Consider the following 14,662-nt stretch of genomic DNA (forward strand, 5'->3'; position numbering starts at 1 on the left):
GGCTCACCGCTCGACGTACGCCGCCAGCGCCCGCACCCGCTCCGCGTGCTGGTCGTGCCCCACGATGACCGGCGGCTCGTTGTACGGCATGGCGTCCGACGACCGCCGCAGCTTGATGTACTGGCCGCAGGCGTCGATCGCGTACGGCTCCATGTCGTCCTGCAGCGCCCCGATCACCGTGATCCCGTACGTCTCGCCGATCCGCCGGAACAGCGCGACGGCCTCCCGCCGGTGCTCCTTGCCCAGGTTGCGCCCGAGCTCGTCGAGCACCAGGCACAGGTGGCCGCCCCCGGACGAGGCGATGGCCGCCGCGCACACCAGCTTGACGGCCTTCTCGTCCATGAGCGCGGTGTTGGCCCGCCGGTTGTACGGCACGAACCCCTGGCCCTCGCCCCGCCGCCACTTCGGCGTGACCCGCCACTGCCAGCGCTGCTCGGGGTCGGCCGGCGCGGGCGGCACCGGGAACTCCAGGGTGGCACCGTAACCGCCGTACGAGGTGTCGAGCTTGTCGAACTCCTCGGCCACCCGCGTGAGACGGGCCTTGATCGCGGCCGTCAGCGCGGCTCGGTGCACCGCCGTGGACTGGGCGGCCTCCTCAGCGCCCCTAGCCGCCGCGGCCAGGTCGCGCTGCCGGGTGACGAGCTGGGCCTCGATCTGGCGGCGCTGGTGGCGTTCGTACTCCTCCTGGCCCCGCAGGTAGGACGAAAGGGACCCGCACACCGCCGAGAACGTCGCCTGCTCCCGCGCCGTGCTGCCCTCCCGCTCGCTCAGCAGGAAGCGCAGCTCCTCGGGCAGCTCCGCGTCGTCGTCCGGGAACGTGTCACGCAGCGCCTGGTCGAGGAGGCGTTCGGCGGCCCGCCACCACTCGTCGGCGGTGCGCGGCCGCTCGTCGTCGGACAGCGCTTCGAGCCACTCGCGGGCGGTCTCGACCGTGCCGCCCCAGTCGGCGGCCAGCGCGTCGAGCTTGAGCGCCTCGCGTTCGGCGGTGACCTTGGACTCCTGCTCGCGGGCCTGCGCCCGCTCGCTCTCGTGCCGGTGCCTGCGGCCCTCCATCCGCTCGATCTCCATGTCACGCGTACGGGCGCGGAAGTCGAGCGCACCCGCCTGACGCTCGGCCTCGGCGACCTTGGGGGCCAGCTCCTCGATGGCGGCGTTGAGCTCGGCCAGCTTGGCCCGCCGCTCGCCCAGCTTGACCTCCAGCTCGGCCAGCCGCACCCCGGCCCTGGCCCCTTCGAGCCGCCGCTGCGCCTCGGCGACCGCCTCCTCGGCCTCGCGTACGGCCTGGGCGGCGCTCTCCTGGACGTCTTTGGCCCGGTTGAGCCGCTGCTCGGCGGCCTTGATGCGGGCCTCGCGCCCGGTCGCCACCCCGTCGAACGCCCCGACGACGCTCACCCCCGCCGCGCTCACCAGCACCGACCCGGGCAGGCCGGCCAGGGCAGCGGCGGCGGCGTCGAGCTGCCCCGCGTCCACGATCACGGCGTGCTCGTGCGGCCACCCCCGCAGGTCACCGACCACGGCCGGCTTCCCGTAACGAGCCTTGAGCGCCGCCCCCAGCGCCGCTCCTTCAACAACACCGGCCGCCCGCGCGGCATCGGCCGCCTGCACAGCGCTGGCCGCTTGCATGGCGTCGGCCGCCCGCGCGGCATCGGCCGCTTGCACAGCGCTGGCTGCTTGCACGGCGCTGGCTGCTTGCACGGCGTCGGCCGCTTGCACGGCGTCGGCCGCCTGCCCGGCACCGGCAGCCCGCGCGGTACTTCCCGCGTCGGCCTCCTGCGCGTCACCGGCGTCGGCCGTCCCCTTTGCGGCGGGCCTGCGCCCGTCGCCGGAGCCCGGGCCCCGTCCGGCCCTCCGGGGACTGCCGCCGGACGGGCTGGCGTCGCGGGCCTGCTCGGCCACGTCGAGCGCGTCGAGCAGCCCGGTCGCGCCGATGCCCGCCGCCGCCAGCGCGTCGAGCTGGGCCGCCGCCGGCCCGCCCTCGGCGTCGTCGAGCGCGGCCTGCGCGGAGGCCACCTCCTGGTCGGCCACCCCGAGCGCCTTCAGCGCCTCGTTGAGCCGCAGCCGCACCTCGCCCAGCTCACGCTCGGCCGCCGGCACGTCGCGCCCGTCGGCGAACCGGCGCGTCTCCTCCAGCGCGGGGACGAGCCCGCGCAGCTCGTCGGCGGAGTTCTCGGCGACGGCCCGGTCGGCGTCGAGCTTGCCCGCCCGCGCCTGCAGCGCCGCCAGCTCCTTGCGCGCCTCGGAGACCTGCCGGTCGAGGGTGTCCTCGCGCAGGGTGGAGATCTCCGCCTTGACCAGGGCGACCGCCTCGGCCGCCGCCTCACCGGCCGCCTGGTGCCGCTCGAGGTCGGCGGCCAGCGCCTCGTCCTTCGCGGCGGCGTCGGCCAGCTTGCGCGCCTGCCGCCCGCGCCAGCACCGCAGCGCGTCGGCCAATCTGACGCGCGCCTGGTCACGCCGGTCGAACGTGCTCAGCAGCGCCTTCGACTCCGACTCGAACTCGGCCAGCCGGTCGGCCGCCTGCGCCGCCCGCACGCGCTTGGCGTGCTCGTCGCGGCGCGCCTCGCGCTCCTGCTCGAGCTCGGCGTCGAGGCCGGTCAGCGCGGCGATGGCCTCGAAGACCCGCTCGGGCGAGATCTCGTTGAGCGGCTGGGAGAGCAGGTTGGTGGCGACCTTGCTGCGTACGGACGTGGACAGGAACGACACGCACCTGACCCGGTCGCCGTAGAGGACCTTGGTGAGGTCGCGGGCCACGACGTCGCGCCGCCCCGCCGAGCGCGGCAGCGACGCCCAGATCTCGTCGGCCCGCGCCACCCGCTCCGCCTCCGACGGCGACGCCGCCAGGTGCACCCCCTCGCGCCAGCGGATCTCCAGGTGCGGCGCCTCCTGGTTGACCCGCAGCCACACGGTCATCGCGCCGCCCGAGGTGTCGGGCACCTCGAACAGCTCGCCGTCGGCCGCGGGCTCCTGCGGCTCAGGGGCAGGCGGGGCGAACCCATCCATGCCGGGCGGCCCGAAGACGCCCACGATGTAGCCGTGGTCGGCGCTCGCCCACTGCCTGGACCCGGCGCCGCTGGCCAGCTCCGCGTTGAACAGCAGCTCCGAGACCGCCTTGGCGCCCGACGCGAACCGCCACTGCTCGTCGCCGAGCAGCGCCGTGATCGAGGCGATGAACGACGACTTGCCCGCCCCGTTGGAGTCCTTCGGCCCCGCGCCCGCCACCACGATCAGCGTGCCGGGGACGGTGGGCACCGGATGGGTCGACAACCGCGAGATGTTGACCGCCTGCACGGCGATCAGCACCCGGTCTCCGACGACGTTCTCCACCTGCGACACCTGAACCCCCGTGACCCTTCCATCCCTCATCAACGCTGACATGTGATCTCATCTGGCCGATCTTCTGGCGAGCACGGCCGCCGCGAGCGGCGTGCTGGGACCGGCCGCGAGGATCAGCTCCTCCTGCAGCCGCCGCCGCGCCGCCGGGGTGAGCCGGTGGAACTGCGGCCCCGGCACGTAGCCGCCCGCTTCCTCGCCCGCCTTGACCTGGCTGATCAGCCCCGCGTGCCGCAGCACCCGCAGCGCCGACTCCAGCTCGCCGATCGGCAGCTGGGTGTGGCGGCGCAGCTCGTCGGCCGGCGTGGGGTGCGGCGACAGCCAGGAGTCCTCCGGCAGCAGGCCCTCGGCGCGCGGGATGGCCACCGAGTGCACGAGCACGAGCGTCAGCACCGCACGCTCGCTCACCCCCAGCCGGGCCGGCCCCTCGGCGCCGAGGCGGGCGGCGACGGCGTCGTCGTAGCCGGAGGTCCAGCGGTCGCGGTGCTGGATCAGTGTGCGGCCGCGCCTGGCCAGCATCTCGCCCAGCGTGTGGCGCAGCGCCGGGTCGCGCAGCGCGGCGAAGCGCACCTCCTGGACGGGCTCGGCCGCGTGCTCGACCACCATGTACGCCGCCACCAGCTCGGCCCGCCGCCGCTCGTCGTAGCCGCTCAGCAGATCGTCGAACTCGGCCACCGCCGCCTCCGCCCGGCCGCCCGCCTCGCCGGCCTCGGCGCTCTGACCGGCGGCCACGAGGTCGTCGTCGGGCACCACGGTCAGCTCGGGCCGCGCGGGGTCGGGCAGCCTGCGTACGAGCTCCTGCAGCTGCGCGTGCGACTCGACCGGCCACAGGGCGCAGCGCGGGCCCAGCGTGACCACGCCGTCGCCCATCACCACCCACGCGGAGTCGTGCAGCCGCCGCAGCGCACCCACCGCCCAGTTGCGCATGAGGTCGTCGGTGCGGCCGATCAGCTCGCGGTAGGTGTCGAGCACCAGGTCGACGGGCGCGGGCCGGCCCGGCCACGGGTCGGCGGACAGGTCGTGCCAGCAGCACTTGAGCACCGCCGCCAGCACCCGCCGCGTCTCGCCGGAGCGCTCCACCGCCACGGGCGGCACCTGGTGCTCGTCGAGCAGCGCGGGCGTCACCCCGTCCGGCCACACCGGCAGCGCTTCGCCGGTGGAGTCGGCCCTGGTCAGCCGCATCATGCCGGGCGGCGCAGGCTCGGCCGCGCCCAGCCTGACGGGGCCGCCCGCGCGGGCGCGCGCGTGAGCGACGGCGGCGGGCCCGGGATGCTCAGCCATGGACACGCTCCAGGTGACCGTCGGACAGCCAGGCCGGCTCGCGATCGGGGTCGATGCTGAGCCCGTCGGCCCAGACCAGCCGGTAGGGCAGTTCGGGCCGCAGGTCGACGGTGGTCAGGTCGGCCAGCACCCGCCGCGCGGCCACCCAGTCGGAGCTCAGCGCGTCGCGCAGCGCCACCCGCTCCGACCCGCCGAGCAGCGACTCGGCCGTCTCGCGCAATCGCTCGAGCACGGCGTCCTGCGAGGCGCCGAGCTCGGAGTCAGGACCAGGATCGGGCAGGTTGGAGCGCGGGGGAGTGGGCTGCGCGGGAGCTGGGCGCGGGGCCTCGTCGACCGCGCGGGCGATCGCGGCCGGGTCGTGCCAGGGTGCGGGCGCGTCGAACACGAACCCGTCGAGCACCGCCGCCAGCCGCTCCTTCGGCGCCGTCTGCGTGAACGTGCGCCATGTCTCGGTCGGCAGCAGCGTGAGGTTGCGGGTGGTGCCCGCCGAGTCGGCCAGCCGGCCGGCCGCCCGGCGCGAGGCGTCGCTGTAGGCGTAGATGGACGCGCGCAGGTCGGTGCAGACCCGGTCGAGCTCGGGCCAGCGGGTCAGGATCGTGCCGTGCAGGCCCTGCGCCCGCCGCGCGATCTCCTCCGTGCCCCACAGCTTGGGTGCCTGCTCGCGCAGCTCCTCGATGGTGCCGGTGGTGAGTGTGATCAGCTCGAGCGCCCACAGCCGGAACGCCCGCGCCAGGTTGAGCGCGCTCTGCCTGGCCTCCTCCATCGTGGTGCGCGGGTCGGCGACGTTGAGGTCTTCGAGCGCCAGCAGCCTGTGCATCTCCGACTGGCCGCCGTCGTCCATCATCCGCCTGATGAACATCAGCCCCACCACGCTCGTGAACGACGCGCGGTAGCGGAGCTGGTTGGGCTTGGGGAACACCTCGCGGATCGCGCCCAGCCCCTTGAGCACCCGCAGCCGGTTGTCGAACTGGTCGGTCGGGTAGGCCCGGCAGGCGAAGCGCATCTGCTCGTGCGTCAGCCACTCCTCGCCCGCCTCGGCGAACGCCGCGAACAACGTCTCGGCGATGTCGACCAGGGCGGGATCGTCGACCACCGCCCCGCTGTCGCGGGCCAGCGCGGCGAACATGCGACGGTAGGTCGACAGGACCGCCTCGTCGGTGAGCACGGAGTCGAGGGTCAGGGGCTGTTCGGACACGGGCACTAAGGTACGGCTTCGGACCGACACTCCACGCACGCCCGCACCCCGAATCCCAGCGCTACCAGCCGGTACGCGCGCGCGAGTGATTCCCGAGCGCTAGGGTGATCCCCGGTAATACGGGGGCGAACGGTGTGCAGTCGGAAATATCGGGGTGTGTAGCGGTGTGCCGGCTGTCCTCGCCGTCGCCTCCCCTGAGGGCCGCTCTCCGAGTGCGCCGGCTGAGAAGGGGACTCAGTTGACCCAGTACCACTACCAGGACCACGCCGCCCGCTACCAGGACCTCGGCGAGCCCGCCGCGCCGGCGTACCAGCAGCAGGCCGCACACCCCCAGCACACCGGACCGCACGACCCCTCCGCCCACCTCCAGCAGCACAACGCGCAGCTCGCCGGCCAGTTCGCCCAGCGCTTCCACCTGCTCGCCGGCAACATCGAACGCATCATCAGAGGCAAGCACGAGGCCATCGAGCTGGCCCTGATCTGCCTGTTCGCCGAAGGACACCTGCTCGTCGAGGACGTCCCCGGCACCGGCAAGACCACGCTCGCCCGCTCGCTCGCCGCCAGCGTGGACGCCGAGTGGCGGCGCATCCAGTTCACGCCCGACCTGCTGCCCAGCGACATCACCGGCGTGTCCATCTTCAACCAGGCGCAGCAGACGTTCGAGTTCCACCACGGGCCCGTCTTCGCCAACATCGTGCTCGCCGACGAGATCAACCGCGCCTCACCGAAGACGCAGGCCGCGCTCCTGGAGGTCATGGAGGAACGCCGGGTCACCGTCGACGCCGAGCCGCACCCGGTGCCCCGCCCGTTCCTCGTCGTGGCCACGCAGAACCCCGTCGACATGGACGGCACGTACCCGCTGCCCGAAGCCCAGCTCGACCGGTTCCTGATGAAGATCTCCGTCGGCTACCCCGACCACGCCTCCGAGGTCGAGGTGCTCAAGGGCATGCCCACCGGGCCGCAGGTCGAACGGCTGCCCGTGGTGGCGCGCTCGTCGGACGTGGCCGGCATGATCGACTTCGCCTCGCGCATCCACGTGGCCGACCCCGTCTACGACTACATCGTCGCGCTGTGCGCCGCGACCCGTACGAGCCCGCACCTCAGTCTCGGCGCCAGCCCGCGCGGCAGCCTCGCCCTGCTGCGGGCCGCCCGCGTCAAGGCCGCCGCCGCGGGACGGCACTACGTGGTGCCCGAGGACGTCAAGGCCCTGGCCGTACCCGTCCTCGCCCACCGCCTCATCCTCACCCCGGAAGCCGAACTCCGCGACTTCACGGCGGCCACCGCCCTGACGGAACTGCTGACCACCATGCCCGTCCCCCAGGCCGCCTGAGAGCGACGCCCGGCATGCCGAGAAGCGCCGAGGCCCAGCTGCTGCACCGCCCGCCTGGCACCTCACCCCGCCGTCGCCGAAGCCACCCGCCACGGACCCGTTCGTCCGCCTGATCCCCGCCTTCGACGAGTACCTCCTGGCCTGGCCCACCCGCACCCCGATCCTCGCCGAGGAACACACCCACCACATCTACCCGGGCGGCGGCATCCTCCGGCCCGCAGTCCTGATGAACAGCCTGATCCGCGGCACCTGGAAACGCACCGGCACAAAAGCCGAGCTAGATTCCTCCGACACCCTCCCACCCTCGCTCACCACCCCCGAGCTAACCGACATCCACCGCTTCCTCACCTGACCGCTCGTCCAACAGAACCGGCCTAAGCTGCCGAAAAAACTCCACCGCATCCGCCACCGAATCCCGCCCGGCAGCACCTTCCGTTATCTTCACGCTGAGCAGGCGCTGGTGATCGGATGTCCACCCATAAACGAAAGCGATGTTCTTCCCCCCGGGGCCTGCCCGTCGTGCCGCGAATCCCGGGCTCAATCCGGCTGGAAGATCCTGCCCATGCACGCCCTGTCTGGTCCTCTCCAAATCCTCGGCGTCGTGAGGGGAAGGGTCGAAGACTTCGATCACGAGCCCCAGATCGCCGGCATCTTCGCTCACTGAGCACGACCCGAACCGCCCCTGGCCCAACTTGGTGCCCAACGCGACATAATCGCGGAAGCCGGTGGCGATCCTGATCGCATCGGTGGAGATCAGGTCGCACTCGCGCGGCGCGGCCATCACGTCGCCCAAGGGGCGATGGTCGCGCGGCGGAGGGGAAACACCGGAACAGGCCGACGCCAGAGCCAGCATGACGATGATCGCCGCACTCCGTGCATTCATGGCCCGTGTCCTGAGTAGTTGCTCTCCGACTCCTTGAAGCCCACCGCGATGGCTTCACTCGGCCGGCTGTAGACCCGGCCGACCGCGTTGACGGCCAGCCATTCCTCATACGCCTCGCGCTGGGCTCGGTTCATGTCCGCCCAGGCCCTGATCCTGCCGTCGACCAGGAAGTGCCCGTCCGCGCCCGGGGAGAAGTCCTTGTGGTGGTAAGGGTGCGTCCGAGCGGGCGGCGCGGCGTCTCCGAAAAGGCCGTGACGCATCATCGCGGCGGCCGTCAGGTCGCCGAACATGTGCTTGGTCACGCCCAGCGCCGTGTCGGCTTCCTTACGCGCCGTCTCCTCCCGGCTCGTATTGTCGCCCCTGAAGACGGAGTTTTCGGCAGCCGCCGAAATGAGTCCCACGACCTGCTCGGAGGGACCTGCGACGAACTCGACCACGGTCTCGGCCATCTTCTTGAAAGCGGCGAGCCGTGCATCATGCTCTTTGGCCTCTTCGATTCGGGAGATGTGAGCGGAATCGGCGATCACCCAGGTCGTCACGGCGAGGGAGCGCGCCGCGTGCGCGAATTCGCCGCCACCGCTCCGGCTCATGTGCTCTTCCAGGAGCTCCTGCCGCATGGCGTCGAACTCCTTCCGCGTGGCACCAGGGTGGGATCTGAGCCATGCCGCACACGCGTTGTCGACTTCCTGAGCGATCCTTCTTGCCACGTCGTCCAGCATCCTGCTGGAGTACTCTCCATGCGCTGCGACAACGGTCTCGAAAGCGCTGTCGTCGTCGAAAGTCCACCTCATCAGGTTTCTCAGCTCTTCCGAGTTGAGTTTGGCTCCGTACGGCTCGGCGCCCGGCAGGTTCTTGTCCGGATCGGAGCTCATCACCACGCCCGGCGATTTGTCGCTGAAGGACTTCGTATCCCGATGAATGTCGCCGATGTACGCCGCGAGAATTCTGCCGACATGGAGGCGGGATTCAGGCAGGTTCTTCTGGACCTTCGGGTCGCTCCAGAAGTGCAGGGCCCAGGAGGCGATCAGGGCGGATTTGTAGCCGCGGCTTTCGGCGGGTGGGAGGTCGTGGTCGCAGAATTCCGTGGTGGCGGATTCGATGGCCCAGGCGAGGTCTGTTCCGGCGGTGCCGTGCCAGGGGTGGGTGCGCATCAGATATGCCAGGGGGCGGCGGGCCGGGTCGGTGAAGAAGTCCTGGGCTACGGCGGGGTGGTGGGCGAGGGCGGCCAGGGCGGTGCCCATCGGGCTGAGGTCGCCGGGGGTGGTGTCGCGGGGGCCGGGGGTCGTCCACGTGTCGCGGGGGAGTGAGAGGTCCGGCGGGTGGGCCACGTCCAGGTCGTAGAGCTTGCGGATCAACGTGAGGAGGAAGGTGTGGTCGAAGGTGCCGTCCTGGAGGAGACGCTTGAGGGCGAAGGCGTTCTCTGGGAGGTGGAGGTCGGCGGTCAGGAGGTCGGTGTAGTCCGGTGGGAGGGTGAGGCGGCCGGCGCCTCGGGAGGCCGTGGCCAGCAGGGTGCTGAGGATGGTGGTGAGGCGGTCCTGGGTTGCCACGTCGTACTGGAGGGGGCGTTCTGAGGGTGGGAGGCCCGCCCCGTAGGCGCGGGCGATCAGGGATCTGAGCTCGGCGGGGCCGATCACCTGGGTGAAGGCCAGGGCGAAGTACGGGTCGTTTTTGTGGCGTTCCAGGGCGGCGACTGTTTCCGGGGTGAGAGCGTGGGCGGTGAGCTCGGTGCGGAGGCGGGTGGCGAGAAGCTGGGCGTTGGTGGTGCCTTCGGCGGGGGACTTGGAGAGCCAGGCGGATTCGTCGGCCCAGAGGAGGCCGTCCTTGCCGAGGGTGCGGTCGGGGGTGGCGAGGATGAGGTCCAGGCGGCCCTGCAGGGCGGGGAGCTGGTCGGCCAGGCGGCGGGCCACTGTGTGGAGGTGGGAAGGGCCCCATACGTGGAGGCCCAGGGCGGACAGGTTGCGTTCGATGTGGACGGCCACTTCCGGGAGGGTTCGGGCGGTTCGTCGCATGCCGTTGATGAGCTGGGTCATCAGGGCCGGGTCGATGCCTACCTGCGGGGTCACCGGGCGTCCGGGGTGAGGGTGTCCAGGAGGGACAGGGCGCGGGTGAAGAGGTCTTTGACGGCGTGGTCCCAGGAGCGGAGGTCGGCGGCCAGCCGGTCGCCTGCGGGGCCCTTGAGCGCGCCGGCCTCGACCAGGCGGGCGAGTGCGAGCACGTCGTCCTGGTGGTGGTCGCGCAAATGCTCCAGCTGCCGCCGGGCGGTGTTGATGTGTTCCTGCGTCGCCATCGTCGCCGATCTGTAGTGGCGGGGTCGAAGGCATCATAAAAGCAGGTCAGGGCGGAAATCATCAAGCCCGGAAAAGGGCGATGGAATGGATGATGATATGTCGGGAAAAATCGCCTGGGAATGGCTCGCCCGTCAGAGCCAGTCCCTCCGCTTGAAGACGGTGTAGAGGATCAGGCAGACCGCTCCCATCAGGACGATGGCGAACGGATAACCGAAGACCCAGTGCGTTTCCGGCATGAAGTCGAAATTCATCCCGTAAATGGTCCCCACCAACGTGGGCGCGAAGAGAATGGCCGCCCACGCCGAGATCTTCTTGACCTCCTCGCCCTGCCGGATGCTGGCCTCCGTCATCCGCGCCATCTCCGCGTTCTGCGCCTGGGTGACCAGCGTGGAGTTGACGACGAGGATGTTCTGCAGCATCTGGCGGAAGGACGAGATGCGCTCGGTCACCGTGATGGCGTGGTCGGCGACGTCGCGCAGGTAGCTCTGCAGCTCGTCGGTGACCCCGTATTTGCGCGCCCCGGCGATGAAGCCGTGGATCATGCCGACCAGTGGCGCGGTGGCCCGCTGGAACTCGATCACCTCGCCCGACAGCTCGTAGACGCGCCGCGACACCGACGGGTCGCCGCTGAAGACCTGGACCTCGATCTCCTCGATGTCCTTCTGCAGCCCGGCCACGACCGGGGCGTAACCGTCGACGACGGCGTCGAGGATGGCGTACAGGACGGCCTGCGGGCCCTGGCGCAGCAGGTCGGGGTCGGACTCCATGCGCCTGCGCACGCCTTGCAGGTCGGGGGCCTCGGCGTGGCGTACGGTGATCACGAAGTTGGGGCCGACGAAGACGTGCAGCTCGCCGAACGCGACCTCCTCCACGTCGTCGAGGTAGCGGGCGGCGCGCAGCACGACGAAGAGGGTGTCGCCGTAGCGGTCGGCCTTGGGGCGCTGGGAGCCGACGATGGCGTCCTCCAGCGCCAGCTCGTGCAGCTCGAACTCCTCGCCGAGCTTGACCAGCTCCCATTCCTTCGGCCGGTAGAGCCCGATCCAGGCCATGGCGTCGGGGGTCTGCTTGAGGCGTTCGAAGGCGTCGGCGAGCGAGCCGGGGTTGTCGACCCGCTCGCCGTCGCAGTAGAGGGCGTTGTCGATGACGGTCGGGCGGTAGGGAGGCTCCTCCACGGCGCGCGGGTCCATCGAGTGTTCGGGCGCTTGCTCGCGTACGTCACCGCCGCGCCTGAGCCCCTTCACCTTGGCCATGGGCACCTCCCCAACAGGAAGAACTAGGACGAGCCGAGCTCGTCGAGCTGCTGTGTCGCGCGGTCTCTGATGGTCTTGCGCCACATGGGCGTCCAGCCGAACAGCAGCCCGTGCGGCCGGCCCAGAGCCATCTTCGACCAGCGTCTGAAGTCGAAGTCGTCGTGGTGGCGGACGATCAGGCCGTCCTCGAACCTGAACAGCGCGTCGATCTCGTTGACGACCTGGCGGCCCGTGCTGGAGAAGGCGTAGGTGGCCGTCCAGTGGGCGGTGCCGGTGAAGTCGTCGGCCGTCACATCGCGGTATTCCGACTTCAGCCCGTCGCGTACGCCGAGCTGCAGCCGCCACATCCTCATCACCCTGTCGCGCCCCTCGACCTCCTGGAAGATGGGGTCGCCGAAACTGACCGCGGGGTGGTAACAGCGCTCCATGGCCGCGAAGTCCGCGCGGCCCAGAGCGTCGTAGAAAGCGCTGATGAGCGCCACGTGCCGATCGTTCACCCCTCTATCAGATCATGGCCGCACCGTTGTCCCAGCACACGGCCCGCAACCAGGAGTCCCCCAGCCCGAGGCGGGCCAGCGCGTCGAGCTGGTGCGCGTAGGGGTACGGGATGGTGGGGAAGTCCGTGCCCAGCACCACCTTCCCCGCCAGACCGAGATCAAGCAGCGCGGGCCGCAGCCGTTCGGGGAACGGCATCCGCTCCTGGCTGAAGTCGGTGAAGGCCATGGTGGTGTCCAGGGCGACGCGTTCGTAGCGGGCGGCCAGGTCGAAGAACGGGTCGTACTCGGGCATGCCGAGGTGCGCGATGACGGCCCGCAGCGCCGGATGGCGGCGCAGCACCTCCGCGATGGGCGCCACCCCGACGTGCCCGCCCGGTACGGGCACCGAGCTCGCGTGCACCACGACCGGCACCCCCGACTCGGCCAGCAGCCCCCACACGTCGTCCAGCTCGGGCACCCGCGGGTCGAACCCGCCCACCTGCAGATGCACCTTGAAGATCCGGGTGCCGTCGTCGAGCGCCCGCCGCACGTACGCCTCCACGCCCGGCTCGGGGTAGAAGGTCGCGGAGGGCAGACAGCCGGGGGTGCGCCGGGCGAAGCCGAGGGTCCACGCGTTCAGGTCGGCTGCCATGTCCGGCTTGTGGGCGTACGCCAGCGCGGGGAACGTCCGTACGCCCAGCTCGCGCAGCCGTTCGACCCGCTTGTCGACCGGCCACTCGTATGCGATGCGCCATCCTCCGCCCATCAGTGGCCCGCCGTGGTTGAAGTGGTGCCACACCCGGCGTTCCATGCGTTCGGGCAGGAAGTGTACGTGCAGGTCGATCAGCCCCGGCAGCCCCAGCCGCCGCAACCATCCGGGCACATCGACGTCGGAAACCACGCCCGTCACCAGCCCGAGACCTCCGGGATCACCTCTCCGCCCAGCAGGTCGATCGCCTTGCGCTGGTCGCCGTCGCGGACGGTCACGTAGACGGCGGTGAAGCCGAGCTCGTGCATGCCGCGCAGCTGCTCCAGCACGCGTCCCGCGTCGTCGTCCGGCCCGATGGCCAGCACGGTCGTCTTCTCGATCGCGTCGTAGTCGCGGCCCTCGCGCTCGCAGTGCTCGCGCAGCACGTCGAGCTTGCGGGTGACCTCGGGGCCGCCGAAGAGGTTGCAGGCGTCGGCGTACTTGGCGACCAGGGGCAGCGTCTTCTTCTCGCCCGACCCGCCGATCATGATCTTCGGGTGCGGCCTGCCGATGCTCTGGGGCGCGTTGAGTGTGCGTTCGAGCCGGTAGTGCCGTCCTTCGTACGGCTCGTCCCGGCCGCTCCACATCTGCAGGCAGATCTGTAGCGTCTCCTCCAGCCGCTCGAAGCGTTCGGCGAGCGGCGGGAACGGCAGGCCGAGCCCGCGCGCCTCCGCCTCGTACCAGGCGGCGCCGATGCCGAGCCAGGCGCGCCCGCCGGAGAGCACGTCGAGCGTGGTCACGGTCTTGGCGAGCAGGCCTGGCTCCCGGTAGACGGTGCCGGTGACCAGCGTGTGCAGCTGGACCCGCCGCGTCGCGGCGGCCAGGAAACCGAGCGTCGTGTACGGCTCGGGCATGTCCTGCTCGGCGGGCCCCACCGAGTCGATCTGCCAGACGTGGTCCATGACGGTCAGCCGGGCGACGCCCGCGTCCTCCGCCGTACGCGCGATCCCGGCCAGCTCGGGCCCGATCCGCTCGGCGCCGCCGGGCCAGGTGAAGTGCTGAATGTGCAGTCCGAGTTCCATGGGCTGATCCCGTCGTGAATCGGAGGTATCTCCGGTTCATTATCGCGCCGCCCGCATCTCCTGGATCGCCGCCCCCGTACGGGCGCCGCGGACAGGCCGGAGCGATTAGGGTTTGTCCTCGATGGACAAGTTCTGGGCCCACCTGATCGCGGTTCAGCCTGCCCCCGACCCCTGGGTCGTGGGGGTCTCGGCGCTCGCCGCGCTCGTGATCGTCGGTTTCCGCATGCCCTGGCAGGTCTCCCGGGGGCTCATCACGATCGCCCACGAAGGCGGTCACGCCGTCATGGCGCTGCTCACCCGGCGCAAGCTCGAAGGCATCCGGCTGCACTCCGACACTTCTGGCGTGACGCTGACCAGGGGCAGGCCGACCGGGCCCGGCATGGTGCTGACCGCGATGGCCGGTTATGTCGCGCCGCCGCTGCTCGGGCTCGGCGCCGCGTGGCTGACCGAGCAGGGCCACATCACGCTGCTGATCTGGGGCGTGCTGCTGCTCCTGGTCTGCATGCTGCTGCTGATCCGCAACGTGTACGGCGCCCTCATCCTCCTCGTCACCGGCGGCGCCGTCTTCGCCCTGATCATGTACGCCCCCGCCGAGGTCCAGCAGGTCGTGGCCCTGGTCGCCGCCTGGTTCCTGCTCTTCGGCGGCATCCGGCCGATCATCGAGCTGCAGCACAAGCGGCGACGCAGGCAGGCCAGAGACTCCGACGCCGACCAGCTCGCCCGGCTGACGATCCTGCCCGGCGGCTTCTACGTGTTCTTCTTCCTGCTGGTGGCGCTGGTCTCCATGGTGTTCGGTGCGTACCTGATGAACCCGCTCTGATCCCCTTATTTCCCACTAAACTCCACAGCAACAGGGGGAGAG

The 14,662-nt window shown here is 71.1% G+C and carries 12 protein-coding genes and 1 pseudogene; 3 read left to right on the plus strand and 10 right to left on the minus strand.

Annotated elements, in window-relative coordinates:
- Positions 1-3 precede the first annotated feature (3 nt).
- Genes AB0K28_RS02525 through AB0K28_RS02535 form a run of 3 tightly spaced genes read right to left on the minus strand, consistent with a single transcriptional unit; the run spans position 4 to position 5,803 of the window.
- On the minus strand, positions 4-3,321 hold the full coding sequence (locus AB0K28_RS02525; RefSeq protein ID WP_364364171.1) for a chromosome partitioning protein ParA: 3,318 nt from the start codon (positions 3,319-3,321) through the stop codon (positions 4-6).
- Positions 3,322-3,378: 57 nt separating this feature from the next.
- Positions 3,379-4,608: a hypothetical protein gene (locus tag AB0K28_RS02530; protein ID WP_364364174.1), complete on the minus strand. Its 1,230-nt coding sequence runs from the start codon at positions 4,606-4,608 to the stop codon at positions 3,379-3,381.
- Positions 4,601-5,803, minus strand: coding sequence for a hypothetical protein (locus AB0K28_RS02535; protein ID WP_364364177.1), 1,203 nt, complete (start codon positions 5,801-5,803; stop codon positions 4,601-4,603). Before AB0K28_RS02535 ends, AB0K28_RS02530 begins: the two co-directional genes overlap by 8 nt.
- A gap of 238 nt (positions 5,804-6,041) precedes the next feature.
- Between AB0K28_RS02535 and AB0K28_RS02540 the strand changes: the two genes are divergently transcribed.
- Together AB0K28_RS02540 and AB0K28_RS02545 are read left to right on the plus strand one after the other, a co-directional pair.
- Entirely contained in the window at positions 6,042-7,133 is a 1,092-nt protein-coding gene (locus tag AB0K28_RS02540; protein WP_364364180.1) for a MoxR family ATPase, read from the plus strand.
- Between the two features lie 70 nt (positions 7,134-7,203).
- Positions 7,204-7,485: pseudogene (locus tag AB0K28_RS02545) on the plus strand (crosslink repair DNA glycosylase YcaQ family protein); the annotation flags it as partial.
- Here AB0K28_RS02545 and AB0K28_RS02550 read toward each other — a convergent pair.
- The 7 genes from AB0K28_RS02550 to AB0K28_RS02580 form a co-directional block, all read right to left on the minus strand.
- Positions 7,456-8,016, minus strand: a complete 561-nt coding sequence (locus AB0K28_RS02550; RefSeq protein ID WP_364364183.1) for a hypothetical protein — start codon at positions 8,014-8,016, stop codon at positions 7,456-7,458. The pseudogene AB0K28_RS02545 and the gene AB0K28_RS02550 overlap by 30 nt on opposite strands.
- On the minus strand, positions 8,013-10,079 hold the full coding sequence (locus AB0K28_RS02555) for a hypothetical protein (RefSeq protein ID WP_364364186.1): 2,067 nt from the start codon (positions 10,077-10,079) through the stop codon (positions 8,013-8,015). Before AB0K28_RS02555 ends, AB0K28_RS02550 begins: the two co-directional genes overlap by 4 nt.
- Entirely contained in the window at positions 10,076-10,303 is a 228-nt protein-coding gene (locus AB0K28_RS02560; protein ID WP_364364189.1) for a hypothetical protein, read from the minus strand. Before AB0K28_RS02560 ends, AB0K28_RS02555 begins: the two co-directional genes overlap by 4 nt.
- Positions 10,304-10,435: 132 nt before the next feature.
- On the minus strand, positions 10,436-11,554 hold the full coding sequence (locus AB0K28_RS02565) for a magnesium and cobalt transport protein CorA (protein ID WP_364364192.1): 1,119 nt from the start codon (positions 11,552-11,554) through the stop codon (positions 10,436-10,438).
- 23 nt (positions 11,555-11,577) lie between these two features.
- Entirely contained in the window at positions 11,578-12,051 is a 474-nt protein-coding gene (locus tag AB0K28_RS02570; protein ID WP_364364194.1) for a nuclear transport factor 2 family protein, read from the minus strand.
- Between the two features lie 7 nt (positions 12,052-12,058).
- A complete protein-coding gene (locus AB0K28_RS02575) occupies positions 12,059-12,940 on the minus strand; it encodes an amidohydrolase family protein (RefSeq protein WP_364364197.1) in 882 nt (293 codons plus the stop codon).
- Complete coding sequence (locus AB0K28_RS02580; protein ID WP_364364200.1) at positions 12,937-13,800, minus strand: LLM class F420-dependent oxidoreductase; 864 nt, start codon at positions 13,798-13,800, stop codon at positions 12,937-12,939. Before AB0K28_RS02580 ends, AB0K28_RS02575 begins: the two co-directional genes overlap by 4 nt.
- A gap of 121 nt (positions 13,801-13,921) precedes the next feature.
- On the opposite strand from AB0K28_RS02580, the gene AB0K28_RS02585 reads away from it, so the two are divergent.
- Positions 13,922-14,620 (plus strand): M50 family metallopeptidase, encoded by a 699-nt coding sequence (locus AB0K28_RS02585; protein WP_364364203.1) that lies wholly within the window; start codon positions 13,922-13,924, stop codon positions 14,618-14,620.
- Positions 14,621-14,662: the final 42 nt, after the last annotated feature.

It is taken from the genome of Nonomuraea sp. NPDC049504 (assembly GCF_040676845.1).
Classification (GTDB): domain Bacteria; phylum Actinomycetota; class Actinomycetes; order Streptosporangiales; family Streptosporangiaceae; genus Nonomuraea; species Nonomuraea salmonea.

Bases quoted from the DNA above. Each gene is read 5' to 3' on its own strand.
- AB0K28_RS02580 (WP_364364200.1), bottom strand. From the start codon at position 13,800: ATGGAACTCGGACTGCACATTCAGCACTTCACCTGGCCCGGCGGCGCC.
- AB0K28_RS02585 (WP_364364203.1), top strand. From the start codon at position 13,922: ATGGACAAGTTCTGGGCCCACCTGATCGCGGTTCAGCCTGCCCCCGAC.
- AB0K28_RS02565 (WP_364364192.1), bottom strand. From the start codon at position 11,554: ATGGCCAAGGTGAAGGGGCTCAGGCGCGGCGGTGACGTACGCGAGCAA.
- AB0K28_RS02530 (WP_364364174.1), bottom strand. From the start codon at position 4,608: ATGGCTGAGCATCCCGGGCCCGCCGCCGTCGCTCACGCGCGCGCCCGC.
- AB0K28_RS02550 (WP_364364183.1), bottom strand. From the start codon at position 8,016: ATGAATGCACGGAGTGCGGCGATCATCGTCATGCTGGCTCTGGCGTCG.
- AB0K28_RS02560 (WP_364364189.1), bottom strand. From the start codon at position 10,303: ATGGCGACGCAGGAACACATCAACACCGCCCGGCGGCAGCTGGAGCAT.